General features: G+C 53.4%; 25 protein-coding genes. 13 read left to right on the plus strand and 12 right to left on the minus strand.

Translation table 11 applies throughout. The annotated features are described in order from the left end of the window. Positions 1-94 precede the first annotated feature (94 nt). Positions 95-604, minus strand: a complete 510-nt coding sequence (gene mobB, locus ACLGE8_RS18185; protein WP_411000259.1) for a molybdopterin-guanine dinucleotide biosynthesis protein MobB — start codon at positions 602-604, stop codon at positions 95-97. Beyond that, positions 601-1128, minus strand: a complete 528-nt coding sequence (mobA, locus tag ACLGE8_RS18190) for a molybdenum cofactor guanylyltransferase MobA (RefSeq protein WP_411000393.1) — start codon at positions 1126-1128, stop codon at positions 601-603. The genes mobB and mobA overlap by 4 nt, the downstream gene beginning before the upstream one ends. A 126-nt stretch (positions 1129-1254) precedes the next feature. Here mobA and ACLGE8_RS18195 point away from each other — a divergent pair, with 126 nt between their 5' ends. The 3 genes from ACLGE8_RS18195 (at position 1255) to dsbA (ending at position 3237) form a co-directional block, all read left to right on the plus strand. After that, complete coding sequence (locus ACLGE8_RS18195) at positions 1255-1524, plus strand: YihD family protein (protein WP_035892297.1); 270 nt, start codon at positions 1255-1257, stop codon at positions 1522-1524. Positions 1525-1599: 75 nt separating this feature from the next. After that, complete coding sequence (locus tag ACLGE8_RS18200) at positions 1600-2586, plus strand: serine/threonine protein kinase (protein ID WP_411000261.1); 987 nt, start codon at positions 1600-1602, stop codon at positions 2584-2586. Positions 2587-2613: 27 nt separating this feature from the next. Beyond that, entirely contained in the window at positions 2614-3237 is a 624-nt protein-coding gene (gene dsbA, locus ACLGE8_RS18205; protein ID WP_411000263.1) for a thiol:disulfide interchange protein DsbA, read from the plus strand. Between the two features lie 15 nt (positions 3238-3252). Here the strand turns inward: dsbA and ACLGE8_RS18210 are convergent, their stop codons facing one another. Beyond that, the gene (locus tag ACLGE8_RS18210) at positions 3253-4161 is read right to left on the minus strand and encodes an acyltransferase (protein WP_411000266.1); all 909 of its coding nucleotides are present in this window, start codon (positions 4159-4161) and stop codon (positions 3253-3255) included. A 396-nt stretch (positions 4162-4557) separates the two neighbouring features. Between ACLGE8_RS18210 and polA the strand changes: the two genes are divergently transcribed. Next, on the plus strand, positions 4558-7353 hold the full coding sequence (gene polA, locus ACLGE8_RS18215; protein ID WP_411000268.1) for a DNA polymerase I: 2796 nt from the start codon (positions 4558-4560) through the stop codon (positions 7351-7353). A 373-nt stretch (positions 7354-7726) separates the two neighbouring features. Here the strand turns inward: polA and yihA are convergent, their stop codons facing one another. After that, positions 7727-8362, minus strand: a complete 636-nt coding sequence (gene yihA / locus ACLGE8_RS18220; protein ID WP_035892382.1) for a ribosome biogenesis GTP-binding protein YihA/YsxC — start codon at positions 8360-8362, stop codon at positions 7727-7729. Between the two features lie 588 nt (positions 8363-8950). Here yihA and yihI point away from each other — a divergent pair. Further along, positions 8951-9466: a Der GTPase-activating protein YihI gene (gene yihI, locus ACLGE8_RS18225; RefSeq protein WP_411000270.1), complete on the plus strand. Its 516-nt coding sequence runs from the start codon at positions 8951-8953 to the stop codon at positions 9464-9466. Between the two features lie 380 nt (positions 9467-9846). Beyond that, positions 9847-11220 (plus strand): oxygen-independent coproporphyrinogen III oxidase, encoded by a 1374-nt coding sequence (gene hemN, locus ACLGE8_RS18230; protein ID WP_411000272.1) that lies wholly within the window; start codon positions 9847-9849, stop codon positions 11218-11220. Between the two features lie 69 nt (positions 11221-11289). Here hemN and ACLGE8_RS18235 read toward each other — a convergent pair whose 3' ends face one another. The 4 genes from ACLGE8_RS18235 to glnA form a co-directional block, all read right to left on the minus strand. Continuing rightward, a complete protein-coding gene (locus tag ACLGE8_RS18235; RefSeq protein WP_411000274.1) occupies positions 11290-11397 on the minus strand; it encodes a YshB family small membrane protein in 108 nt (35 codons plus the stop codon). A 111-nt stretch (positions 11398-11508) separates the two neighbouring features. Further along, positions 11509-12921 carry a nitrogen regulation protein NR(I) gene (gene glnG, locus ACLGE8_RS18240; RefSeq protein WP_035892305.1) on the minus strand — a complete coding sequence of 471 codons (1413 nt, stop codon included), beginning with the start codon at positions 12919-12921 and terminating at the stop codon, positions 11509-11511. A gap of 9 nt (positions 12922-12930) precedes the next feature. Next, positions 12931-13980, minus strand: coding sequence for a nitrogen regulation protein NR(II) (glnL, locus tag ACLGE8_RS18245; RefSeq protein ID WP_411000276.1), 1050 nt, complete (start codon positions 13978-13980; stop codon positions 12931-12933). Between the two features lie 206 nt (positions 13981-14186). After that, a complete protein-coding gene (gene glnA, locus ACLGE8_RS18250) occupies positions 14187-15596 on the minus strand; it encodes a glutamate--ammonia ligase (protein WP_035892307.1) in 1410 nt (469 codons plus the stop codon). Positions 15597-15975: 379 nt separating this feature from the next. Between glnA and typA the strand changes: the two genes are divergently transcribed. The 5 genes from typA (at position 15976) to fabY (ending at position 20815) form a co-directional block, all read left to right on the plus strand. Beyond that, the gene (gene typA / locus ACLGE8_RS18255) at positions 15976-17799 is read left to right on the plus strand and encodes a ribosome-dependent GTPase TypA (protein WP_035892308.1); all 1824 of its coding nucleotides are present in this window, start codon (positions 15976-15978) and stop codon (positions 17797-17799) included. A gap of 136 nt (positions 17800-17935) precedes the next feature. Further along, the gene (gene yihX / locus ACLGE8_RS18260) at positions 17936-18535 is read left to right on the plus strand and encodes a glucose-1-phosphatase (protein ID WP_411000278.1); all 600 of its coding nucleotides are present in this window, start codon (positions 17936-17938) and stop codon (positions 18533-18535) included. Then, complete coding sequence (locus tag ACLGE8_RS18265; RefSeq protein ID WP_411000280.1) at positions 18529-19395, plus strand: virulence factor BrkB family protein; 867 nt, start codon at positions 18529-18531, stop codon at positions 19393-19395. Before yihX ends, ACLGE8_RS18265 begins: the two co-directional genes overlap by 7 nt. Continuing rightward, positions 19392-19829, plus strand: a complete 438-nt coding sequence (gene dtd / locus ACLGE8_RS18270) for a D-aminoacyl-tRNA deacylase (RefSeq protein WP_185668851.1) — start codon at positions 19392-19394, stop codon at positions 19827-19829. The genes ACLGE8_RS18265 and dtd overlap by 4 nt, the downstream gene beginning before the upstream one ends. A gap of 44 nt (positions 19830-19873) precedes the next feature. Then, positions 19874-20815 carry a fatty acid biosynthesis protein FabY gene (gene fabY / locus ACLGE8_RS18275; protein ID WP_411000282.1) on the plus strand — a complete coding sequence of 314 codons (942 nt, stop codon included), beginning with the start codon at positions 19874-19876 and terminating at the stop codon, positions 20813-20815. Positions 20816-20839: 24 nt separating this feature from the next. Here the strand turns inward: fabY and ACLGE8_RS18280 are convergent, their stop codons facing one another. Beyond that, a complete protein-coding gene (locus ACLGE8_RS18280) occupies positions 20840-21751 on the minus strand; it encodes an alpha/beta hydrolase (protein ID WP_411000284.1) in 912 nt (303 codons plus the stop codon). Between the two features lie 220 nt (positions 21752-21971). Between ACLGE8_RS18280 and ACLGE8_RS18285 the strand changes: the two genes are divergently transcribed. Continuing rightward, entirely contained in the window at positions 21972-22283 is a 312-nt protein-coding gene (locus ACLGE8_RS18285; RefSeq protein ID WP_411000286.1) for a type II toxin-antitoxin system RelE/ParE family toxin, read from the plus strand. Beyond that, complete coding sequence (nadS, locus tag ACLGE8_RS18290) at positions 22284-22574, plus strand: NadS family protein (RefSeq protein ID WP_411000288.1); 291 nt, start codon at positions 22284-22286, stop codon at positions 22572-22574. Positions 22575-22617: 43 nt separating this feature from the next. Here nadS and fdhE read toward each other — a convergent pair whose 3' ends face one another. From fdhE to fdxH, 3 genes are read right to left on the minus strand one after another with little or no spacing between them, the layout of a single operon-like run. Continuing rightward, on the minus strand, positions 22618-23547 hold the full coding sequence (fdhE, locus tag ACLGE8_RS18295) for a formate dehydrogenase accessory protein FdhE (RefSeq protein ID WP_411000290.1): 930 nt from the start codon (positions 23545-23547) through the stop codon (positions 22618-22620). Next, a complete protein-coding gene (gene fdoI / locus ACLGE8_RS18300) occupies positions 23544-24179 on the minus strand; it encodes a formate dehydrogenase cytochrome b556 subunit (RefSeq protein ID WP_220439049.1) in 636 nt (211 codons plus the stop codon). The genes fdhE and fdoI overlap by 4 nt, the downstream gene beginning before the upstream one ends. Further along, positions 24176-25078: a formate dehydrogenase subunit beta gene (gene fdxH / locus ACLGE8_RS18305; protein ID WP_035892321.1), complete on the minus strand. Its 903-nt coding sequence runs from the start codon at positions 25076-25078 to the stop codon at positions 24176-24178. The genes fdoI and fdxH overlap by 4 nt, the downstream gene beginning before the upstream one ends. Between the last annotated feature and the right edge of the window lies 1 nt (position 25079).

Here is a 25079-nt window from a genome sequence, read left to right on the forward strand (position 1 = left end):
AAGAAGCCCATCCTGACGGATGGGCTTTTTTGCGTGTGTTGAAAATGAAAGTGCGGTGAACATCCCGGGGTCACTGCGTTCGCCCGGGCTACAATTACTCTTCTGTTTCTAACCACGCCACAATAAACGCCACTATCTCCGGCAAATTATTCAAATCCAGCACCGGCACATCAACGTTCAGCGTAATATCGCTGGCCACTGCAATCGTGTGTTCATCGATCGTCAACTCGTTCACCGGGTGCCCGGCATCCTGACGAAATAGCAGGATCTTAGCGACGGCTTCATGCTTAAACCCTTCAACCAGCACCAGATCCAACTTTGAAGCATCCATCCTACTGACCAGAAACGCTAGATCTAACTCCTCTTCTTCCGGCGTTTCCGTCATCAGCGCCCAGCGTTGCCGGCTGACAACCAGCGTCTGTGCCGCTCCTGCCTTGCGAAGTTCGTAGCTATCCTTCCCCGGCTTATCTACGTCCATATTGTGATGCGTGTGCTTGATAAGCCCTGGACGGATACCCTTTGCACAAAGTTCAGGGATGAGTTTTTTCAGCAGCGTTGTTTTTCCCGTACCGCTCCACGCGGCAATTGCTAACAATGGGATCATATTCTTTCCTGATTGAGCGTGAGAACTTCCGGGGTGTTTATATTGCCAAATGCCTCTTTCGTGTCGCTAAAATCGACGAAATGGCCGCCAACCTGTCGCATAAATACCATCACGCGGCGTTCGCCACTGGCAAGATAATCCACAATCTGTGGAGCCAGGCTGCGGTGAGCAAGGGCGACCGCAGGGTGGTCGCGCTCGCCATCATGAACCCATACCACTGGGGCATTTTGGCGCTTTTCTACCAGGCGTTCGACAAGATTGTCGGGGATAAACGGCGTATCGCAGGGGCAAAACAGAAACCAATCGCCGGATGTCTGCTGCATAACCGATAACAGTCCGGCAAGCGGCCCAGGGAAGCCTGACAGGGTATCGGCAATCACCGGAAAGCCGCTCTGTCTGTAGATATCCAGATTGCGATTCGCGCTAATGACGACCTCGCTCACCTGTGGAAGAAGACAGTCTGCAACGTGCTGCCACAGCGGCTTGCCGTTAAGCAGCATTAATCCTTTATCCTGCCCACCCATTCTTGAGGCTTTGCCGCCTGCTAACACCACGCCGGTTATCTGGCACTCTGTTTTCACCGCTATCGCCTCTTTTATTGTGGGGTTTACCCTGCTAACGTGTCTCTATCAAGCGTAAGGAGCACGACCATGAAATGTAAACGTCTGAATGAAGTTATTGAACTCCTCCAGCCAGCCTGGCAGAAAGAGCCGGAGCTGAATTTACTGCAATTTTTGCAGAAACTGGCGAAGGAGTCAGGCTATGACGGCGAATTGGCTGATTTAACGGACGATATTCTGATCTACCATCTGAAAATGCGTGACTCCGCCAAAGATGCGGTTATTCCAGGTATTCAGAAAGATTATGAAGAAGACTTCAAAACCGCGCTGTTGCGCGCTCGCGGCGTAATAAAAGAGTAAAAGGTTGTAAGCAGAGCCACCCAAGGCACTGCGAAATGATATCCTGAATCATTCGTATCGTTATCGGATGTCAGGATGAACGACAAGGCTTTCACTTTCCAGACTCTCCACCCGGATACCATTATCGATGCTTTATTCGATCAGGGTATCCGGGTGGATTCTGGACTCACCCCTCTTAACAGCTACGAGAACCGGGTCTATCAGTTTCAGGATGAAGACCGTCGCCGCATGGTGGTGAAATTCTATCGTCCGGAACGCTGGTCGGCGGCGCAGATTCTGGAAGAGCACCAGTTTGCACTGGAGCTGGTCGAGGACGAGGTTCCGGTTGCCGCACCTATCCTATTTAATGACCAGACGCTGCTGACGCATGAAGGCTTCTATTTTGCCGTCTTCCCGAGCATGGGTGGCCGCCAGTTCGAATCAGATAACCTGGATCAAATGGAGTGGGTTGGGCGCTATCTTGGGCGCATGCACCAGACTGGCCGCAAATCGCGCTTTGCCGCGCGTCCATCTATCGGTGTAAAAGAGTATCTGATTGAGCCGCGTGCCCTTTTTGAGCATTCGGTGCTGATCCCCGCCGGTTTAAAAGACCGTTTCCTGAAAGCGACTGATGGCCTGATTGATGTGGTCATGGGGCTATGGCATGGGCGTTTCGATGCATTACGCTTACACGGCGACTGTCATGCAGGGAATATCCTCTGGCGTGATGGTCCGCTGTTTGTCGATCTCGACGATGCACGCAACGGTCCCGCGGTTCAGGATCTCTGGATGTTGCTTAACGGCTCTCCTGCTGAGAGACGTATGCAGCTTGAAACTATCGTTGAGGCTTACGAAGAATTCAGCAGCTTTAATTCAGACGAATTGGCGCTGATTGAGCCTTTACGTGCAATGCGGTTGGTTTATTATCTTGCCTGGATTATCAGGCGTTGGGATGACCCTGCATTTCCGAAGAATTTTCCCTGGTTAACCGGGGAAGATTTCTGGCATCAGCAGATCGCGACTTTTATTGAGCAGGTGAAGGTTCTGCAGGAACCCCCTCTTCAGTTAACGCCAATGTATTAATTCGACACAGTCAGGAGAGAGTGAGTTATGAAAAAGGTTTGGCTTGCGCTGGCAGGTATGATTCTGGCATTCAGCGCATCCGCTGCTCAGATTACCGACGGCAAACAATACGTTACGATCGATAAGCCGGTTGCGGGTGAGCCGCAGGTGCTGGAGTTCTTCTCCTTCTACTGCCCGCATTGCTATCAGTTTGAGGAAGTTCTGCACGTTTCCGACAACGTGAAGAAAAAGCTGCCGGAAGGCACCAAAATGACCAAGTACCACGTTGAGTTCCTGGGCCCATTGGGCAAAGACCTGACTCAGGCGTGGGCGGTAGCGATGGCGCTGGGCGTAGAAGATCAGATCACCGCACCGATGTTTGAAGCGGTACAGAAAACCCAGTCCGTGCAGAGCGTTGCGGATATCCGCAAAGTCTTCACCGACGCTGGCGTGAAGGGCGAAGATTACGATGCCGCCTGGAACAGCTTCGTGGTGAAATCTCTGGTCGCACAGCAGGAAAAAGCGGCGGCCGATCTGCAACTGCAGGGTGTTCCAGCGATGTTTGTTAACGGCAAATATCAGCTGAACCCACAGGGCATGGACACCAGTAACATGGACGTCTTTGTCGCTCAGTATGCTGATACCGTAAAACAGCTTGTTGAGAAGAAATAAAAAAGAAAACGCCGGTCAATGACCGGCGTTTTTGTATTCTGCTTTGATGTTTGTAATCTGATGGTCTTTCTCTTCCCACAGCGCATTCAGCCATAGCTGGAAGCGTCGCTTAAAGTTCTTATCCCCCACGTAATCGCCGTGCATTTCCGGGTCAATGGGACGCAGATTCACGCGGACCACAATGCGCGTTAGCTTACCGCTGAGCATATCGTAGAACGGCGTCTTATCGTTTTCCGGGTAGCAGAGCGTCACGTCGAGCAGCTTATCAAACTGAGCACCTAACACGTTCAGCGCCATGGCAATACCGGCGGCTTTTGGCGGCAGCAAGTTTTGATAAGGCGAACGGGTTTGCAGGCACTTTTCAGGCGTAAAGCGTGAGCCTTCGACAAAGTTGACGATGGTGGTGGGATGCGCACGGAATTTCTCGCACGAGCGACGCGTCGTTTCCACATCTTTACCGCGTCGTTCTGGGTGACGAATCAAATAGCTGCGGGAATAGCGACGCATAAAGGGCATATCCAGCGCCCAGCATGCCAGTCCCATAAAGGGAACCCAGGCCAGCTGCTGCTTCAGGAAATACTTATTCATCGGGATATGCTTACGGAAGATCACGCATAGCACCACGATGTCTGCCCAGCTGTGGTGGTTACAAATCAGCAGATACCAGTTCTTCTTATTGAGTGTCTCGAGCCCTTCAATATCCCACTTGAGCCAGGGATTGAGATGCAATAGCGCCGCCAGCCCTTCACACCAGCAGTACATCATAAAGTTGCAAAATACCGAGACGGAGCGCCAGATTACCGGCACCGGTAAAATCAGTTTAATAATGCCGGCGAGAATAATCGGTATGGAGCACAATATGGTCAATAATATGGTGAGTGCAATACTGATGGGCAGCGTTATCGCAGCGAGTAATCTCGACATAGTTTGTTTATTCAGATAGTTAGTTATTTAACGTGCACATACAAAAAGGCACAAGGCGCTGATTTTACCAGAAAACGCGCTAAATGACGGTTCTTACCTGAAGAGAAAAATTACCGCTATGTCTATCCACACTGTGTGAATTGCCACCAGATCGCTACCATTAACCACGATCAACATATAACATAATGAAAATATTGAATTATTTTGTAGTTAATCATCGATTACATATCATTTGTTATTAGTAAAATAAAACTATTCACAAACTTATCCACAATTTGTTTTGCGCGCGATCGCGAGGATCTGCAAATCTTTTCTCGTTATTTTGGCGAAAAACTCATGTTTTCATGCCGTCTGTGGCATCCTTTACCCATAATCTGATAAACAGGCACGGAAATTATGGTTCAGATCCCTGAAAACCCTCTCATCCTCGTTGATGGATCTTCTTATCTCTATCGGGCATATCACGCATTCCCACCGCTGACGAACCGTGCGGGAGAGCCGACGGGCGCGATGTACGGCGTGCTGAATATGCTGCGCAGCCTGATCCTACAGTATCAGCCAACCCATGCTGCCGTGGTGTTTGATGCGAAGGGAAAAACCTTCCGTGACGAATTGTTTGAAGACTACAAATCACATCGCCCGCCAATGCCGGACGATCTGCGTGCGCAGATTGAACCGCTGCACAACATGGTGAAAGCGATGGGCCTGCCGCTGTTGGCCGTCTCTGGCGTCGAAGCGGATGATGTGATCGGTACGCTGGCGCGTGAAGCGGAAAAAGCGGGCCGTCCGGTGCTTATCAGCACCGGGGATAAAGATATGGCGCAGCTCGTCACGCCGGGTATTACCCTTATCAACACCATGACCAATACCATTCTCGGCCCGGATGAAGTGGTGACCAAGTACGGTGTGCCGCCGGAGCTGATTATTGATTTCCTCGCGCTGATGGGCGACTCCTCGGATAACATTCCGGGTGTGCCGGGCGTGGGCGAAAAGACTGCTCAGGCGCTGCTGCAAGGGCTGGGTGGCCTGGATACACTCTACGGTGAACCGGAAAAAATCGCCGGGCTGACCTTCCGTGGCGCAAAAACCATGGCGGCGAAGCTTGAGCAGAACAAAGATCTGGCCTACCTCTCCTATAAGCTGGCGACTATTAAAACGGACGTTGAGCTGGAGCTGGGCTGCGAGCAGTTGATTGTTGCGGAGCCTGCGGCCGATGAGCTGCTAACGCTGTTCAAGAAATACGAATTTAAGCGTTGGATCACCGACGTTGAGTCCGGCACCTGGATGCAGGCTAAAGGGACGAAACCTGCCGCTAAACTGGCCAGCAAAGCCGTTGACGTTGAAATTGAGGCTGAAGTCGAAGAGACCGCCGCTACGCTGTCGTCCGAAAACTATGTCACCATCCTCGATGAAACCACGCTGGTCAGCTGGATTGAGAAGCTGAAGAAAGCGCCTCTGTTTGCTTTCGATACTGAAACCGATAGCCTCGATAACATCTCTGCCAATATGGTGGGTCTGTCGTTTGCGACTGAACCCGGTATTGCTGCCTATGTTCCTGTTGCTCATGACTATCTCGATGCCCCAGACCAAATCTCCCGTGAGCGTGCTTTAGCGCTTCTCAAGCCACTGCTGGAAGATGAAACGCTGTTGAAGGTGGGTCAGAACCTGAAATATGACCGCGGTATTCTTGCCAACTACGGTATCGAACTGCGCGGTATTGCCTACGACACCATGCTGGAGTCCTACACGCTGGATAGCGTTGCCGGCCGCCATGATATGGACAGCCTCTCTGACCGCTGGTTAAAACACAAAACCATCACGTTCGAAGAGATTGCGGGTAAAGGTAAAAATCAGCTGACCTTCAACCAGATTGCGCTGGAAGAGGCCGGTCGCTATGCGGCGGAAGATGCCGACGTGACGCTTCAGCTGCATCTGAAGATGTGGCCGAAGCTACAGAAGCACGAAGGGCCGCTGCGCATTTTTAATGAGATTGAAATGCCGCTGGTGCCGGTGCTGTCACGCGTCGAACGTAACGGCGTGAAGATTGACCCTGCCGTGCTGCACGCGCATTCGCTGGAGATTGCCAAGCGCCTGGTAGAGCTGGAGCAGAAAGCTTATGAGATTGCCGGAGAAGAATTTAACCTCTCCTCGCCGAAGCAGCTGCAGACCATCCTGTTTGAAAAACAGGGCATTAAGCCGCTGAAGAAAACACCGGGCGGCGCGCCGTCTACGTCGGAAGAGGTGCTGGAAGAGCTGGCGCTCGATTACCCGCTGCCGAAAGTGATTCTGGAGTACCGTGGTCTGGCGAAGCTGAAATCGACCTACACCGATAAGCTACCGCTGATGATCAACCCGAAAACCGGCCGCGTACACACCTCTTATCACCAGGCAGTGACCGCGACAGGGCGACTCTCTTCTACCGATCCAAACCTGCAGAACATTCCTGTGCGTAACGAGGAAGGGCGTCGTATTCGTCAGGCGTTTATTGCGCCGGAAGATTATCTCATTGTCTCTGCCGACTACTCGCAAATAGAGCTGCGCATTATGGCGCACCTGTCCCGTGACGAAGGCCTGCTGAACGCGTTTGCTGAAGGTAAGGATATCCACCGTGCCACCGCCGCTGAGGTATTTGGTCTGCCGCTGGAGAGTGTGAGTGGTGAGCAGCGTCGCAGTGCTAAGGCTATTAACTTCGGCCTGATCTACGGCATGAGCGCCTTTGGCCTGGCTCGCCAGCTTAATATTCCGCGTAAAGAAGCCCAGAAGTATATGGACCTCTACTTTGAGCGTTACCCTGGCGTGCTGGACTATATGGAGCGCACCCGCCAGCAGGCTAAAGAGCAGGGCTACGTTGCTACGCTCGATGGTCGTCGCCTCTATCTGCCGGACATCAAATCGAGCAACGGCGCTCGCCGTGCAGGTGCTGAACGTGCGGCGATTAACGCCCCGATGCAAGGAACCGCTGCCGACATCATCAAACGCGCGATGATTGCGGTGGATGAATGGTTAGAAAGCGAGAAGCCACGCGTTCGTATGATCATGCAGGTACACGATGAATTGGTCTTTGAAGTGCATAAAGACGATCTGGATGCGGTATCGAAGAAGGTGCATGAGTTAATGGAAAACAGTACGACGCTGGATGTGCCGTTGCTGGTGGAAGTGGGCAGCGGTGAAAACTGGGATCAAGCTCATTAAGTATCCGATGAATAACGCTCTTTTTTGTAAGTAAGCAACATAACTTATCTAGTTTTGTGATGAACATTAGAATTCGTTATGTAACAAATGAAAAAAAACTACAAAAAATGCTTTCTGAACGAGGTAAAAAAGAGTAGAGTTAATCTCGTAGGGTACAGAGGTAAGATGTTCTATCTTTCAGACCTTTTACTTCACGTAATCGGATTTGGCTGAATATTTTAGCCGCCCCAGTCAGTAATGACTGGGGCGTTTTTTATTGGGCGAAAGAAAATTTTGCGGCGTGATAAAATTGAATGGTATTGCGTTAAATCAGTGGGATAGAGCGAGCCCGGAACAGGGCGCTGCGCGCCGCTATCCGGGATAAATGCGGGGGTTATTCTTCTGCAGCCTCAACTTCTTCCTGCGGCGGAATATCGTTAAACCAGCTATCCAGCTTCTGACGCAGCTTATCAACACCCTGCTTTTTCAGTGAAGAAAAGGCTTCAACCTGCACGTCGCCATTAAAGGCCAACGCAGCTTCACGAACCTGGTTCAGCTGCGCCTTACGCGCGCCGCTCGCCAGCTTATCCGCTTTCGTCAGCAGCACCAGTACCGGGATTTCGCTAGCGACGGCCCACTCGATCATCTGCTGGTCAAGGTCCTTCAGCGGATGGCGAATATCCATCAGCACCACTAATCCTTTCAAACACAGACGTTTCTCCAGGTATTCACCCAGCGCACGCTGCCATTTGATCTTCATCTCTTCCGGAACCTGCGCATAGCCATAACCCGGCAGGTCGACCAGGCGTTTGCCATCGGCGACTTCAAATAGGTTAATCAGCTGGGTACGCCCCGGCGTTTTTGAAGTACGCGCCAGGCTTTTCTGGTTGGTGAGCGTATTCAGGGCGCTGGATTTCCCCGCGTTGGAGCGGCCGGCAAAGGCCACTTCGATTCCGGTATCGGAAGGTAAGTGGCGGATATCAGGCGCACTGGTGACAAAGTGCGTCTGTTGATAGTTCCAGTTAGTCAAAACGGTCTTCTCCGTTAAATCAGGCAATGCGGGCGATTATACCCGATCGGCAAAAAAAGACTGGTTTTCCTCTTCGTGCATTGACTGTAAGACGATGCCCTTTCGTTTGTAAGACATTTGCCATTATCTCTATGCGAAATTTAGGAAAAAACGGGGGCGACATAATATTCAAATCATTTGAAATCATATAGTTAATTTCGGGCAATATTCTGATTTGTCCATTTTTCACCGTTTCGTTGCTTGTTAGTTTAGCCCAACACTGTAAAGTAGCACCCATCGGTAAGGGCGCCGGAAGGAATTTAGACTCAGGATGAGCGGTCAGGAGCGCCAGGAGGCGAAGACCAAAGGAATCAGCCAGGAAGGCAACGTCTGGAGACGTTAAACACGGATAGGGACAATAACAGGGACTGTTATAGAGCTAACGGATAAACAGGGCGCGTTGAAAGCCAACATGGAATGTAGAACCCGTAAAGGGTTGTGAGTCAGGAAAAAGGCGACAGATTACTCTGTCGCCTTTTTTCTTTGTTTGCTTTCTGCTAGATTCCGGCTCAATTCTATACTGAATAAAACGGCTTAAAGACAGACATCATGAAAAAACCAACCTCTGCACCGCGCAGTAAAGCTCCAGGTAAACAGCGCCGTAAAACGCGCGAAGAACTGAACCTGGAAGCTCGCGAGCGTAAAAACGATAAAAAACACCGTGGTAACGCGGCGGGTAGCCGTGCGACTGGCTCTGACGGTGCATCCGGCTCCAATAAGCAAAAGCAGCAAAAAGATCCTCGTATTGGCAGTAAAAAACCCATCGCGCTGGGCGTTACTGACGCACCGGTCGTGAAACAGCCCAAACCGAAGAGCGAGAAACCTATGCTTTCACCGCAGGCCGAGCTGGATATGCTGGAGAGAGATGAGCGCCTGGACGCGCTGCTGGAACGTCTGGAAAATGACGAAACCCTGACTGCTGAAGAGCAGAAATGGGTCGACGCTAAACTGGATCGCATCGATGAACTGATGCAGCAACTCGGCCTCTCTTACGATGATGACGAAGAAGAAGAGGAAGAAGAGGGCAAGGAAGACATGATGCGCCTGCTGAGAGGCGGCAACTAACGTTTGCACCCGATATACACGTCATCTTTCAAGTTGCCTCTGCGTTGGCTGCGCTCACTCACCCCAGTCACGTACTTATGTACGCTCCTGGGGATTCATTCCCTTGCCGCGTTACTCGGCTTGCAGCCTCGCCCCTTCGGGGCCAGCGCGAGCGCTGTTCAAAACGCTCTAGCGTTTTGTGATGCAACCTGAATGATTTTGTGTATTGGCTTGCCAGTCCTGCTTATAACCCTTTTGGTTGTATGTTATCTGGTGTGGTTATTCGTTAAACTACGACGGTTGTCGCGGCGTCAAAAGTGGCTGCGCAACCGGCTGTTGCTTCGTAACGGAGCAGCACCGGCACGCCGTCGTCGTTCGCGACACCATCGGAAGGAGTGAGCATGTCTGAGCAGTTAATCGACTGGGATCTGGCCCTGATCCAGAAATATAACTATTCCGGGCCGCGCTATACCTCGTATCCCACCGCACTGGAATTCTCCGACGCCTTTGGCGAGTCTGAGTTTCACCACGCCGTTGCGCGTTACCCCGAGCGTCCGCTGTCGCTGTACGTGCATATTCCGTTCTGCCACAAGCTCTGCTATTTCTGCGGCTGCAATAAAATCGTCACTCGTCAGCAGCATAAAGCCGACCAGTATCTCGACGTGCTGGAGCAGGAAATCTGCCAGCGCGCGCCGCTGTTTACCGGCCGTCACGTCAGCCAGCTTCACTGGGGCGGCGGTACGCCAACCTATCTGAACAAGGCGCAAATCAGCCGCCTGATGACGCTGCTGCGCGCGCATTTTAACTTTGATGCCGATGCGGAAATCTCCATTGAAGTCGACCCGCGCGAAATCGAGCTGGACGTTATCGACCACCTGCGCGCCGAGGGCTTTAACCGCCTGAGCATGGGCGTACAGGACTTCAACAAAGAAGTGCAGCGGCTGGTGAACCGTGAGCAGGATGAAGACTTTATCTTCGCGCTGCTCAACCACGCGCGCGAAATTGGCTTCACCTCGACCAATATCGACCTCATCTACGGCCTGCCGAAGCAAACGCCGGAGAGCTTTGCCTTTACCCTGCAGCGCGTTGCCGAGCTGAACCCTGACCGTCTGAGCGTGTTTAACTACGCGCACTTACCCACGCTGTTTGCCGCTCAACGCAAGATTAAAGACGCGGACCTGCCGTCGGCGCAGCAGAAGCTGGATATCTTGCAGGAAACCATCGGCTCGCTGACTCAGGCAGGCTACCAGTTTATCGGTATGGATCACTTTGCCCGTCCGGATAACGAACTCGCTGTTGCCCAGCGCGAAGGCGTCCTGCATCGCAACTTCCAGGGTTACACTACTCAGGGCGATACTGACCTACTGGGCATGGGTGTATCGGCGATCAGCATGATTGGTGACTGCTACGCGCAGAACCAAAAAGAGCTGAAGCTCTATTACCAGCAGGTTGCCGAGCAGGGCAATGCGCTGTGGCGAGGTATCGCGTTAACTCGCGATGACTGCATTCGTCGCGATGTGATCAAAGCGCTTATCTGTAACTTCAGTCTCGATTTTGCGGCAATAGAGCAGCAGTGGGCGCTGAAGTTTAGTGACTACTTTGCCGAAGACCTGAAACTGCTGGCGCCATTGGCGCAGGATGGGCTGGTGGATGTGAATGAGAAAGAGATTAAGGTGACGGCGAAGGGCCGCCTGCTAATTCGCAACATCTGCATGTGTTTTGATGCCTATCTGCGACAGAAGGCGCGGATGCAGCAGTTCTCACGGGTGATTTAGCGATGATATTGCCCGGTGGCGCTACGCTTACCGGGCCAACAGGCCGGATAAGCGCAAGCGCCATCCGGCTTAGCTAAACAGCCCGAGCAGCGCAGCACACAGCACGGCAGCAACGGCCGTCTGTGGTGAATGACCGGCGGCGCCGCTTGAAGCCAAATTAATCAATGATTCAAACATTATCGTCCCCTCGAATTTGCGGGCTGAATAATACTGAACTCATCGAAACAGTAAAGTATAAAATTGCAGCAACTTGCGCGAATCGAGCAATATTTACACTTCACGTTGGCCTTACTCCATTCCCAATTCTTTCAGCTTACGCGTCAGGGTGTTGCGACCCCAGCCAAGCAGGCGAGCCGCTTCCTGTTTGTGCCCCTGCGTGTAGCGTAGCGCGGTGGTCAGCAGCGTGCGCTCCATCTCCGGCTGTGCTTCAGAAAGCAGGTTTTGATGACCGGAACGCAGCGCACGGTCGGCCCACTGCGCCAGCAGCGTTGCCCAGCTATCCGGCAGCGATGTTGCCGTAGTGCTGTCCGGCATGCTGGCTTCAAACAGCTCGCTCGGCAGATCCTGAATCAGCACCTCTTGCCCGGCGGCCATCACCGTCAGCCAGCGGCAGGTGTTTTCCAACTGACGCACGTTACCCGGCCAGGCCAGGCGCGTTAACGCCGCTTCGGTTTCCGGGTGCAGCAGCTTGGCTTCCACGCCCAGCTCGCGTGCGGCAACCTGTAAGAAATGGTGCGCCAGGCGCGGGATATCTTCCCGACGCTCGCGCAGCGGCGGTAGATGGACGCGAATCACGTTCAGACGGTGGAATAAGTCCTCGCGGAATTTACCTTCCTGAACGCGCTGTTCAAGGTTCTGGTGGGTTGCCGCGATGATACGCACGTCAACCTTCACCGGAGCATAGCCGCCCACGCGGTAGAACTGGCCGTCGGCCAGTACGCGCAGCAGACGGGTCTGGACATCCATCGGCATATCGCCAATTTCATCAAGGAACAGCGTGCCGCCGTCGGCCTGCTCGAATCGGCCCTGACGGACGGTATTCGCGCCGGTAAACGCCCCTTTCTCATGACCAAATAGCTCGGACTCAATCAGGTCTTTTGGAATGGCCGCCATGTTGAGCGCGATAAATGGTGCTTTAACGCGAGGACTATGGCGATGCAGCGCATGGGCAACCAGCTCTTTACCGGTACCGGACTCGCCGTTAATCAGCACGCTGATAGACGAGCGGGAGAGGCGACCGATAATGCGGAACACGTCCTGCATAGCGGGCGCTTCACCGATGATATCGGTGGTTGGGTCATTGACCTGTACGTTGCGCGGCTGCTGCTGCTCCTGGTAGTGGCTAATCGCCCGCTCTACCAGCGCTACCGCTTCATCGATATCAAACGGTTTTGGCAGGTAGTCAAACGCTCCCTGCTGGTAGGCGCTAACGGCGGCATCCAGATCGGAGTGCGCGGTCATTATGATGACCGGAAGCATCGGATGGCGCTGCTTAATTTGCGTTAACAGCGCCAGACCGTCCATTCCGGGCATGCGGATATCGGACATCAGCACGTCAGGCGTTTTGGTAGCCAGCGCATCCAGCACCTCTTTTCCGCCTTCAAACGTGGTGCAGGTTAATCCCGCGCCGGTGAGGGCGCGTTCAAGCACCCAACGGATGGAGCTATCGTCATCAACGACCCAGACTATCCCTCGTTGCATAAACACACCTTATTTCTTGATTGGCAGGAAAACCGAGAACTCGGTATGGCCTGGCCAACTGGTAAATTCAATTTTGCCGGAGTGCTGATCGATAAGGCTGCGCGCTATCGACAGACCCAGCCCGGTGCCGCCTTCGCGGCCGCTGACCATCGGGTAAAACAGCGTATCCTGCAAATGCGATGGAATACCGGGGCCGTTATCTTCGATATCAATTCTGGCGGCCAGTCGGTAGCGTACGCCGTGCAGCGTTAACTGAAATGCGGTGCGGGTGCGCAGGACAATTTCGCCCCCTTCCGGGCCAAGCGCCTGCAGCGCGTTGCGCACAATATTCAGCAGAACTTGTTCAATCTGGTCTGGATCGTGCGGAAGTTCCGGCAAACTTGGATCGTAATCGCGCACCAGCGTGACGTTTTCCGGCAGTTCCATCGAAACCAGTTTGACGACGCGCTCTGCCACTTTATGGATGCTCTCGGTGATATGCGTACCGGGATGCTGCGGGCCGAGCAGACGGTCAACCAGGTTACGCAGGCGGTCGGCCTGCTCAATGATGACGTTGGTGTACTCGGTCAGGGCTGGGTCAGGCAGAGCCTTACTGAGTAGCTGTGCAGCGCCGCGTAAGCCACCCAGCGGGTTTTTAATCTCGTGGGCCAGCCCTCGCACCAGATCGCGCGCTGCGATTTGCTGAGCGTGCTGGAGCTGCTCCTGGCTGAGGCGGCGTTGGTTATCCATTGGCGCCATCTCTAGCAGGATAAAACCGTCCGGCAGACGTTGTGCGGTCAGCGAAAGAATATGCGAACGCCCGTCAATCACCAGCGTCACTTCGTTATCGGTAAACCCCTGGCCCGTTTGCAGGCTCTCCTGCATCAAGCCAATGTTCAGCGAGAAATAGCTCAGAAGCTCGGGTAAGGGTGTACCAAAGAGTTTGCGTGCGCTCTGTGCCAGCAGTTGCTGGGCGGCAGGATTCGCATAGTGAACGGCCAGGTCGTCATCGACCAGTAAAATGCTGTTGATTAACGAGTTAAGGATCTGCCCAGCATCGGGCAGTGCGCCTGTTGCCATTTAGCAGTCTCCTGAAAAGGCTTGCACTGTTTTAGTGCAGTATAGCTTTTTACGGGTAAAAAGCGCGAGATATCAGGTTGTTGGTGGAGAAAAAAGCCCATCCTGAGATGGGCTGAAAGTTTCCACGGCAACTTAATTCCAGGGAGTGCGCCAGAGTCCAAGGGCAATGGCGCAGCTACAGCTGGAAAGTACAACTCAAAATACGATTAGACGCTGTAGTACAGCTCGAACTCAACCGGGTGCGGAGTCATACGTACGCGGTCGTTCTCTTCGGTGCGCAGCGTGATGTAAGCGTCGATAGCTTCATCAGTGAACACGCCACCAGCGGTCAGGAACTCGCGGTCTGCATCGAGAGCCTGCAGCGCTTCTTCCAGAGAGCCAGCAACCTGTGGGATCTCTTTCGCTTCTTCTGGCGGCAGGTCGTACAGGTTTTTGTCCATGGCTTCGCCAGGGTGGATTTTGTTCTTGATGCCGTCCAGGCCAGCCATCAGCAGTGCTGCGAAGCACAGGTATGGGTTAGCCGCTGGGTCCGGGAAGCGCACTTCGATACGACGCGCTTTCGGAGAAGCAACAACCGGGATACGGATGGATGCAGAACGGTTACGGGCAGAGTAAGCCAGCATTACCGGTGCTTCATAACCTGGGACCAGACGCTTGTAGGAGTTGGTGGTCGGGTTAGCCAGGGCGTTGATAGCTTTAGCGTGCTTGATAACACCGCCGATGTAGTGCAGCGCTTGCTCGGACAGGCCAGCATATTTGTCGCCGGAGAACAGGTTTACGCCGTTCTTGGACAGGGACATGTGGCAGTGCATGCCGGAACCGTTATCGCCAAACATTGGTTTTGGCATAAAGGTCGCGGTTTTACCGAAGCGGTGAGCGACGTTGTGCACAACATATTTGTAGATCTGAATTTCGTCCGCTTTCTTAGTCATGGTGTTGAAGCGGGTGGCGATTTCGTTCTGGCCAGCCGTCGCAACTTCGTGGTGATGCGCTTCAACAACCAGGCCCATCTCTTCCATGATCAGACACATGGTAGAACGGATGTCCTGTGAGGAATCAACCGGAGGAACCGGGAAATAACCGCCTTTAACGCCTGGACGGTGACCTTTGTTACCACCTTCGTATTTGGTGGAGGAGTTCCATGCGCCTTCGATGTCATCGATAGCCACGTGAGAACCGGAGATGGATGCGCCGAAGCGGATGTCATCAAACAGGAAGAATTCTGGCTCTGGCCCGAACAGAACGGTGTCCGCGATGCCGGTAGCGCGCAGATATTCTTCAGCGCGTTTAGCGATGGAGCGCGGGTCACGGTCATAGCCTTGCAGTGTACCTGGTTCCAGGATGTCGCAACGAATGATCAGGGTAGACTCTTCAAAGAACGGGTCGATGAGAGCGGTAGATGCATCTGGCATCAGAACCATGTCGGATTCGTTAATGCCTTTCCAGCCACCGATAGAGGAGCCGTCAAACATTTTGCCTTCTTCGAAGAATTCGGCATTTACCTGATGTGCAGGAATAGTGACGTGCTGTTCTTTACCTTTGGTATCGGTGAAGCGCAGATCGACAAACTTCACTTCGTGCTCATTCAGCATCGTCAAAACGTGTTCAGCGGACATACTTAACATCTCCCGGATTTATCATTGTCGTCGTGGTAACGAGGTCTTCAATCACTGCTTAAAGTGGCGTTGTTGCCCTGAAATATACAAAGCGAAATCTGTGCCAACTTTTAAATCACCCCCAAAAGGCGTTATCATGCGCACCATAGTGCAAAAGGGCTGCACCACGATAGCGTCTTTGCACCATTATAGTGCTTATCCTGAAGCGATGAGCACCATATTGGTGCAAATTGTGATTGGGTGCCCTTTTTATGCTCCGTGAAAGCGATCACAAAGGAACTCTGCAATACTTGTTTGCGGAGGATCTCTGTGATCCTGTTTTGTAGTGCGATTAATCCGTGTACAATAACGCGCTATTTCTAATGCCCGAGGCAAAGTTGTGATCGAAAATTTGCGTAACATCGCCATCATCGCGCACGTTGACCATGGTAAAACTACCCTGGTCGATAAGCTGCTGCAGCAATCCGGTACGTTTGATGCACGTGCTGAAACTCAAGAACGTGTGATGGACTCCAACGATTTGGAGAAAGAGCGTGGGATTACCATCCTCGCGAAAAACACCGCAATCAAATGGAATGATTACCGTATCAACATCGTTGATACCCCAGGGCACGCCGACTTCGGTGGTGAAGTTGAGCGCGTCATGTCCATGGTTGACTCTGTGCTGCTGGTAGTTGATGCAATGGATGGCCCGATGCCGCAGACGCGCTTCGTGACCAAAAAAGCATTCGCTCATGGTTTGAAGCCAATTGTTGTTATCAACAAAGTTGACCGTCCAGGCGCACGTCCTGATTGGGTTGTTGACCAGGTATTCGACCTGTTCGTTAACCTCGACGCGACCGACGAGCAGCTGGACTTCCCTATCGTTTACGCTTCCGCGCTGAACGGTATCGCAGGTCTGGATCACGAAAATATGGCGGAAGACATGACCCCGCTGTATCAGACCATCGTTGATCGTGTACCGGCTCCAGACGTAGACCTGGATGGCCCGCTGCAGATGCAAATCTCCCAGCTGGACTACAACAACTACGTTGGTGTTATCGGTATCGGCCGTATCAAACGCGGTAAAGTGAAGCCAAACCAGCAGATCACTATCATTGATAGCGAAGGCAAAACCCGTAACGGTAAAGTCGGTAAAGTACTGACTCACCTGGGTCTGGAGCGTATCGATAGCGACCTGGCTGAAGCTGGCGACATCATCGCGATCACCGGTCTGGGCGAGCTGAACATCTCCGACACCATCTGCGACCCGCAGAACGTCGAAGCGCTGCCAGCACTGTCCGTTGATGAACCGACGGTAACCATGTTCTTCAACGTCAACACCTCTCCATTCTGTGGTAAAGAAGGTAAGTACGTTACCTCTCGCCAGATTCTGGACCGTCTGAAGAAAGAACTGGTACACAACGTGGCACTGCGCGTTGAAGAAACTCCGGATGCAGACGCATTCCGCGTTTCTGGCCGTGGTGAACTGCACCTGTCCGTTCTGATTGAAAACATGCGTCGTGAAGGTTTCGAAATGGCGGTTTCCCGTCCGAAAGTAATCTTCCGCGAAATCGATGGCCGTAAACAAGAGCCATTCGAAAACGTAACGCTGGACGTCGAAGAGCAGCACCAGGGTTCTGTCATGCAGGCACTGGGTGAGCGTAAAGGCGACCTGAAAAACATGAATCCAGACGGAAAAGGCCGCGTACGTCTCGACTACGTGATCCCAAGCCGTGGTCTGATCGGCTTCCGTTCAGAATTCATGACCATGACCTCCGGTACCGGTCTGCTGTACTCCACCTTCAGCCACTACGACGACGTTCGTCCGGGTGAAGTTGGCCAGCGTCAGAACGGCGTACTGATCTCCAACGGTCAGGGTAAAGCTGTTGCGTTCGCACTGTTCAGCCTGCAGGACCGCGGTAAGCTGTTCCTGGGCCACGGCGCAGAAGTTTACGAAGGCCAGATCATCGGTATTCACAGCCGTTCTAACGACCTGACTGTAAACTGCCTGACCGGTAAGAAACTGACCAACATGCGTGCTTCCGGTACTGATGAAGCTACCACGCTGGTCCCAGCTCAGAAAATGACTCTGGAACAAGCTCTGGAGTTCATCGATGACGACGAACTGGTAGAAGTTACCCCAACTTCCATCCGTATTCGTAAACGTCACCTGACTGAAAACGACCGTAAACGCGCTATGCGCGGTCCAAAAGAAGATTAATTTCTCTCTTTTGTCGTGACCTAAAACCCCGCCTATATGGCGGGGTTTTTCTTTTTGAAATAGAGAGCGTTTGTTCATGGTCAAAGTTCTCCTTTCCCGCTAGAGTGAAATTTCCACGGCGTGAACGGAGGCAAAAATGCTCTATATCTTTGATTTAGGTAATGTGATTGTCGACATTGATTTCAACCGTGTTCTGGGGACGTGGAGCGATCTTGCTCGCGTGCCGCTGGCTCGGCTAAAGCAGAGTTTCACTATGGGAGAGGTATTTCATCAGCATGAGCGCGGTGAAATATCGGATGAAGAGTTTGCAAAAGCCATGTGCCACGACATGGAACTACCGCTCAGCTACGAACAGTTTGCCCACGGCTGGCAGGCGGTTTTTGTGGCGCTACGCCCTGAAGTTATCGATATCATGAAAACGCTGCGCGAGCAGGGGCATCGTGTGGTGGTCCTGTCTAATACCAATGCGCTGCACACCACTTTCTGGCCTAGCGAATACCCGGAAATCACCGCAGCCTCTGACCATGTCTATCTCTCTCAGGAGATGGGAATGCGCAAACCGGAAGCCCGGATTTACCAGCGCGTACTCGAGTCGGAAGGTTTTTCCGCTGCCGATGCGGTCTTTTTTGACGATAACGCCGATAATATAGAGGGCGCTAACCAGTTGGGGATCACCAGCGTGCTGGTGACCGGGAGAGAAACCCTACCCGACTATTTTATGAAGTCGTTATGCTAAAAACCGTTCATCAAAAACTGATTCATCATACCCGGCCGCTGGTGGCGTGGAGTAAATTCCTCTGGCGGCGCATCGAAGAAGACAATATGACGACGCTGGCGGGTAATCTTGCCTACGTGTCGTTGCTTTCCATTGTGCCGCTGGTGGCGGTGATTTTTGCCCTGTTCGCGGCATTTCCCATGTTTTCGGAAGTTAGCCTGCAGATTCGCCATTTTGTGTTCGCTAACTTCCTGCCTGCAACCGGCGACGTTATTCAGCGCTATATCGAGCAGTTTGTCGCCAACTCCAACAGGATGACCGCGTTTGGTGCCTGCGGCCTGATTATTACCGCGCTGCTGTTGATGTACTCCATCGATAGCGCCTTGAACACTATCTGGCGGAGCAAGCGCACGCGCCCAAAGGTTTACTCTTTTGCCGTCTACTGGATGATCCTGACCCTGGGGCCTCTGTTGGCCGGGGTGAGCCTGGCAATCAGTTCCTATTTGCTGTCGCTACGCTGGGCCAGTGAACTAAACGGCGTAATTGATAACCTGCTGCGTATTTTCCCGCTGCTGCTCTCCTGGTTATCGTTCTGGCTGCTCTATAGCGTGGTGCCGACCACCCAGGTGCCGAATCGTGATGCGATTATTGGGGCGCTGGTAGCGGCATTACTGCACGAACTGGGTAAGAAGGTGTTCTCACTCTACATCACCGCGTTTCCATCCTATCAGCTGATTTACGGCGTGCTGGCGGTGATCCCCATTTTGTTTGTCTGGGTCTACTGGACCTGGTGTATCGTCTTGCTAGGTGCCGAAATAACTGTCACTCTCGGTGAATACCGAAAATTGAAAACAGAACAACAAGAAGCCGAAGAATCATGATTGCATTAATTCAGCGAGTCACCCGCGCTAGCGTCAGCGTGGCGGATGAAGTGACGGGAGAGATTGGCCTGGGGCTGTTGGTGCTGCTGGGCGTAGAGAAGGACGATGATGAGCAGAAGGCAAACCGCCTGTGCGAGCGCGTGCTGGGCTACCGTATCTTCAGCGATGCTGACGGTAAGATGAACCTTAACGTGCAGCAGGCCGGTGGTAGCGTGCTGGTGGTGTCGCAGTTTACGCTGGCGGCCGATACCGAACGCGGTATGCGCCCGGGCTTTTCAAAAGGCGCCGCGCCGGATCGCGCTGAAGCGCTATATGACTATTTTGTACAACGCTGTCGCCAACAGGATATGAACACGCAAACAGGACGATTCGCAGCGGATATGCAGGTGTCGCTGGTCAATGACGGCCCCGTGACGTTCTGGTTACAAGTATGACCACGCTTCCCGTTAGGACGTGGGCGACAAAAGAGAGTGCCATTATGTACCATCTCCGAGTACCGCAGACTGAAGAAGAGTTAGAGCAGTATTACCAGTTTCGCTGGGAAATGCTGCGTAAACCCCTGCATCAGCCCAAAGGTTCCGAACGTGATGCCTGGGATGCCATGGCGCACCATCAGATGGTGGTTGATGAACTGGGAAAGCTGGTCGCCGTAGGGCGGCTGTACATCAACGCGGATAATGAAGCCTCCATCCGCTTTATGGCGGTGCATCCTGACGTTCAGGATAAAGGGCTGGGGACGCTTATCGCGATGACGCTGGAGTCCGTCGCGCGTCAGGAAGGGGTTAAACGCGTCACCTGCAGCGCACGTGAAGACGCCGTACCGTTCTTTTCCAAGTTAGGATTCAAGAACGAAGGGGAGATAACTACCCCGCAGACCACGCCCGTTCGCCATTTCCTGATGATTAAACCCGTTGCTTCGCTGGATGATATTCTGCATCGCGGCGACTGGTGCGCACAGCTGCAGCAGGCCTGGTACGATCATATTCCGCTCAGCGAGAAAATGGGCGTGCGTATCCAGCAGTACACCGGGCAGAAATTCATTACCACCATGCCGGAAACCGGCAACCAGAACCCGCACCATACGCTGTTTGCCGGCAGCCTTTTCTCACTGGCCACCCTCACCGGCTGGGGGCTTATCTGGCTGATGCTGCGCGAACGCCACCTGGGCGGCACCATTATTCTTGCCGATGCCCATATCCGCTACCGAAAACCGATCACCGGAAAACCGACCGCCATTGCCGACCTCGGCTCACTTAGCGGCGATCTGGACCGACTGGCTCGAGGGCGTAAAGCGCGCGTGCAGATGCAGGTTGAGCTGTTCGGCGATGACACCCCAGGCGTGGTGTTTGAGGGAACCTATATCGTGCTGCCTGCAAAACCCTTCGGTTCGTATGTCGAGGGTGGGAACGAAGAGGAGTAAGGTCTCTCTCTTCGCCCAACATATTCAGTGGCCTGCCACCCGTCGGGCCACATCCTCCATCGCCTCCCGCGCTGCCTGGCTGACGCCGCCAAGCTGGAAAAAGCCGTGAATCACTCCGAGATAGCGCTTAGAGGTGCAGGACACGCCTTGTCGGGTAAGCCGTTCATACAGCGCTTCCCCTTCATCGCGGAGCGGATCGTATTCGGCGGTGATGATATGCACTGGCGGCAAGCCGCTAAAATCGTCACGCCAGAGCGGGCTAGCTTCCGGGTGCAGTGGGTCGTTTTCCTGAAGATACATTTCAAAGCCGGAGAGCAGCGTGTCGCGGGTAATGATGTAGTCCTGGCCATTGCTGACATAGCTTGCAAAGCTGGCTGTTGCGTCAAGCATAGGGTAAATCAGCACGAGTTTCGCGGGAGCCCACACGGCAGAAGCCTTCAGCCGCAGCCCAGTTACCAACGCCAGATGTGCGCCCGCGCTGTCACCCATTAGCGTCATTCGCTGGCGGTCAATACCCAGCTGCTGCGCGTATTTGTGGATGAGGTTTGCACCACGCTCGGCGTCGTCATGGGCGGCGGGGAAAATGTGTTCTGGCGCCAGACGATACTGCACCGCAATCACCCGGCATCCGCTGTGCCAGGCTAACTGCCGCAGCTGATTATCGTGAGTGATAAACCCACCGCTGACAAAACAGCCGCCATGAAAGTAGATAATGCAGGGGAGTGAAGAGGCCGCATTTAGCGGCGAAATGACGCGAAATGTCATCCCTTCCAGCACAATATCTTCTGATTTGACACGAATCTCTTTCTCGCCCGCCAGCGCCGTGCTGGCAATATAACCCTTTCTCCGGTCATCAATATTCTGCTCGCGTGAAGAGGGACGACCCGCCGCAATAAACTCAGCAACTAACTGCGCAATGCCGTTTTCCAATGCCATGATGATCTCCTTTTTGCTGTATAAACATACAGCTTTATAGCTTGGTTTATCGCGAATGAAAACGGAGAAATGGGGTGAGGTGGTGATTGTGGATAGCGGCTCGCAAAAATAGGAAGACCGTTAGTTTCTTCGATTTAATTCCGGTACGGTAAGTTATATCAATCATACGCCATTGACGTATGGTCTGGTTTGACTAATATAAGCCAATGGCGTACTGAATATGCTATTTATAGAAACGGAATTCTTTACCGAAGATGTCAGAAAACTGCTGGATGACGGTGAGTATCACCGGCTGCAATTATTCATGGCACAGCACCCTGATTGCGGCGATCTGATTCAGGATACAGGCGGTCTGCGAAAAATTCGCTGGCGGTCGCGAGGCAAGGGAAAGCGCAGCGGTGTGCGTATTATCTATTTTTATCAGAGCCATAAATTTGAGATTCGCTTGTTGCTGATTTATCAAAAGGGTATTAAGGACGATATCACGCCGCAGGAGAAAGCGATTCTGCGTGTATTGAATGAGAGGTGGTAGATGGACAAGGCACTCTTTGAGCGGTTAACCCAAAGCATGGCGCAAATGAATGAGATCATTGAAGGAGATCGGGAACCTTCACGGACCTTTCGCATTGATGCGATGAAGATCAAAGCCATCCGACAGGCTTCAGGATTATCCCAGCCTCGGTTTGCAGAGCTTATCTCCGTTAGTGTCGATACGCTGCGCAACTGGGAGCAGGGTAGGCGTTCGCCAACGGGCCCAGCAAAAGCGCTGTTACGTGCTATTGCTAACGATCCCAGAAATGTTTTGCAGGCGCTGAGCGACTGAGGAAAAACCCGGCAGCATGTGTGCTATCCGGGCTTGTGGAAAATTACTCCCCTTCCCCCGGGAACAAGAACGGGTTAATCGAGCTGCGGGCGAACCCTTCCTGCTCCATTCGCGCGTCCAGTACCAGCGAGGCGAGGTCGTCGGCAACCGCTTCGACTTTCGGGTCTTTTTCCTGATACAGAATCTTCAGGTAAGTGCCGCAGTCGCCGCAGCTTTCGGCTTTGATGGCAGCCTGCTCGTTATCCAGCGACCAATAGTGCAAGTCGCGGCTCTGTTCGCAGTTGCTGCACTTCACGCGCACCACGTGCCACTCGGTTTCACACAGGTTGCAGTGCAGATAGCGCAGTCCCTGAGTGGTACCAATTTGCACCATGCTGGAGACCGGCATTGAGCCGCAAACTGGGCAGAATTGGCGCTGCTCGCCGTATTCGGCGCGGGCTTTGCCCGGAATCAGGCTGGCCATTTGCGCCCAGTAGAGTGATAACGCGGCCCAGATAAACGGCGCTTTATCACTGCTCACGGAAGCAAAATCAGAGGCAAACAGCGCGCTCGCCATCTGCTCCAGCTCCTGCTCGGAGGCTTTCTCCAGGTTCTCGATGACCGCCAGCGCGGGGCCACTCATCTCTGGCTTCAGCTCGGCAATCATTGATTGCAGCAGCGTGTGCCAGTGCTTGTCGCGCGGCAGAACGTGAATATCCAGCGGCGGTTTGCCCTGTTCATTCGCTTCTTTGATGCGCGCGGTGAGATCCATCTTCAGCGGGTGGTCGTACAGCACCACTTCCTGAGCGTGGGCGATCAGCGCCGCAAAGCGCAGGTAATCACCCAGCGGATTATTCTCTGCCAGCTCGCGCAGACGTTCGGCACGGCGGTTGTAGAGGTTCTTGAGTCTGGGGAACAACAACGGCGGGATGGTTTCCGCCGTACGTTTCTCGCTCGAACCCAGCTCATCTTGCGGGATTATGCGAATACTCATTCAGATGACTTTTCCTGTTTCTGGCGGACTTCACGGTACCAGCGCGGGTGGTGTTTCTTCGCCCACGTTTTGGTAACCCATCCCTCCACCATCGCGGTAATGGTGCCTTTCACCCAAAGGGCGGCGTAGATATGCACCATGATAACCACAATTAACGCCACTGCGGCAAATGAATGCAGCATGAGCGCAAATCGGATCACCGGGATTGAGAAAGCAGGCGCAAAGTACGGACGCCAGATAATCACACCGCTCACCAGCAGCAGCACCAGGAAGATAATCGCCGCCCAGAATACGCATTTCTGGCCGAAGTTATAACGCCCGGTGTCACCTACTTCCTCGTTGACGACGATCTTACGAATATTCTTCGCCCAAAAGATATCATCCCGATTGATTAGATTGTGGTGCCAGTAGCGGAAAAACATGATGATAAACGAGGCAAACATGATGACCCCGACAAACGGGTGCAGAATTCGCGCCAGCTGCGGAGTCCCCATGATTTGCATCAGCCAGTTGAAGGAGGGGAAGAAAAATCCCAGCCCGCTTATCGCCGCCAGCATGAAGCAGAAGGCGGTGACCCAGTGGTTGATGCGTTCCGGCGCCGTGTAGCGCACGATGGTGTCACGTTTTTTCATTTGCGCACCTCATCGTCTTTCTCATCCAGATTGTCTTCTTCCTCTTCTGCACGGTTCGGACCGACCCCGACGTAGTGGAAGATGCTCGCGGCGAAGGTCGCAGCAAAGCCGATGGCGGCCAGCGGTTTCCAGACGCCTTTCCAGAACTTCACGGTAGCGCTGATTTCCGGGTTCTCCGGCAGACCGTGGTACAGATTCGGTTTGTCGGCGTGGTGCAGCACGTACATCACGTGCGTACCGCCAACGCCTGCCGGATCGTACAGGCCCGCATTGTCGTAACCGCGGGTTTTCAGTTCGGCCACGCGCTCGCCCGCCAGCACTTTCATATCCTCTTTGGAACCAAAGTGGATAGCGCCGGTTGGGCAAGTTTTCACGCATGCTGGTTCTTGCCCGACGTTCACACGGTCGACGCACAGCGTACATTTGTAGACGCGGTTGTCTTCCGGGTTGAGTCGCGGCACGTTGAACGGGCAGCCTGCGATACAGTAGCCACAGCCAATGCACTGCTCGGACTGGAAGTCGACGATGCCGTTGGCATACTGAATGATAGCCCCTTCTGACGGGCACGCCTTCAGGCAGCCCGGGTCGGCGCAGTGCATACAGCCATCCTTACGGATGAGCCACTCCAGTTTGTCGTTCTGTTCCACTTCCGAGAAACGCATCACCGTCCAGGATTTGGCGGTTAAATCCGCCGGGTTGTCGTACACCCCGACGTTGCTGCCAATCTCGTCACGGATATCGTTCCACTCTGAACAGGCCACCTGACAGGCTTTACAGCCGATACAGGTGGTCACGTCGATAAGCTTCGCCACCTCTTCCTGGTGATCCCGCGCGCGCGGCGCGGGAGTGAAACCGTTAGTGGCGGAACGACGGATAATGTCCTGCGATTGATAAGCCATA

Source organism: Kluyvera sp. 142486 (genome assembly GCF_046569695.1).
Lineage (GTDB): Bacteria > Pseudomonadota > Gammaproteobacteria > Enterobacterales > Enterobacteriaceae > Kluyvera.

Coding starts and splice junctions, on each gene's coding strand:
- mobB (WP_411000259.1), bottom strand. CDS start 604: ATGATCCCATTGTTAGCAATTGCCGCGTGGAGCGGTACGGGAAAAACA.
- mobA (WP_411000393.1), bottom strand. CDS start 1,128: ATGGGTGGGCAGGATAAAGGATTAATGCTGCTTAACGGCAAGCCGCTG.
- ACLGE8_RS18195 (WP_035892297.1), top strand. CDS start 1,255: ATGAAATGTAAACGTCTGAATGAAGTTATTGAACTCCTCCAGCCAGCC.
- ACLGE8_RS18200 (WP_411000261.1), top strand. CDS start 1,600: ATGAACGACAAGGCTTTCACTTTCCAGACTCTCCACCCGGATACCATT.
- dsbA (WP_411000263.1), top strand. CDS start 2,614: ATGAAAAAGGTTTGGCTTGCGCTGGCAGGTATGATTCTGGCATTCAGC.
- ACLGE8_RS18210 (WP_411000266.1), bottom strand. CDS start 4,161: ATGTCGAGATTACTCGCTGCGATAACGCTGCCCATCAGTATTGCACTC.
- polA (WP_411000268.1), top strand. CDS start 4,558: ATGGTTCAGATCCCTGAAAACCCTCTCATCCTCGTTGATGGATCTTCT.
- yihI (WP_411000270.1), top strand. CDS start 8,951: ATGAAAAAACCAACCTCTGCACCGCGCAGTAAAGCTCCAGGTAAACAG.
- hemN (WP_411000272.1), top strand. CDS start 9,847: ATGTCTGAGCAGTTAATCGACTGGGATCTGGCCCTGATCCAGAAATAT.
- ACLGE8_RS18235 (WP_411000274.1), bottom strand. CDS start 11,397: ATGTTTGAATCATTGATTAATTTGGCTTCAAGCGGCGCCGCCGGTCAT.
- glnG (WP_035892305.1), bottom strand. CDS start 12,921: ATGCAACGAGGGATAGTCTGGGTCGTTGATGACGATAGCTCCATCCGT.
- glnL (WP_411000276.1), bottom strand. CDS start 13,980: ATGGCAACAGGCGCACTGCCCGATGCTGGGCAGATCCTTAACTCGTTA.
- glnA (WP_035892307.1), bottom strand. CDS start 15,596: ATGTCCGCTGAACACGTTTTGACGATGCTGAATGAGCACGAAGTGAAG.
- yihX (WP_411000278.1), top strand. CDS start 17,936: ATGCTCTATATCTTTGATTTAGGTAATGTGATTGTCGACATTGATTTC.
- ACLGE8_RS18265 (WP_411000280.1), top strand. CDS start 18,529: ATGCTAAAAACCGTTCATCAAAAACTGATTCATCATACCCGGCCGCTG.
- dtd (WP_185668851.1), top strand. CDS start 19,392: ATGATTGCATTAATTCAGCGAGTCACCCGCGCTAGCGTCAGCGTGGCG.
- fabY (WP_411000282.1), top strand. CDS start 19,874: ATGTACCATCTCCGAGTACCGCAGACTGAAGAAGAGTTAGAGCAGTAT.
- ACLGE8_RS18280 (WP_411000284.1), bottom strand. CDS start 21,751: ATGGCATTGGAAAACGGCATTGCGCAGTTAGTTGCTGAGTTTATTGCG.
- ACLGE8_RS18285 (WP_411000286.1), top strand. CDS start 21,972: ATGCTATTTATAGAAACGGAATTCTTTACCGAAGATGTCAGAAAACTG.
- nadS (WP_411000288.1), top strand. CDS start 22,284: ATGGACAAGGCACTCTTTGAGCGGTTAACCCAAAGCATGGCGCAAATG.
- fdhE (WP_411000290.1), bottom strand. CDS start 23,547: ATGAGTATTCGCATAATCCCGCAAGATGAGCTGGGTTCGAGCGAGAAA.
- fdoI (WP_220439049.1), bottom strand. CDS start 24,179: ATGAAAAAACGTGACACCATCGTGCGCTACACGGCGCCGGAACGCATC.
- fdxH (WP_035892321.1), bottom strand. CDS start 25,078: ATGGCTTATCAATCGCAGGACATTATCCGTCGTTCCGCCACTAACGGT.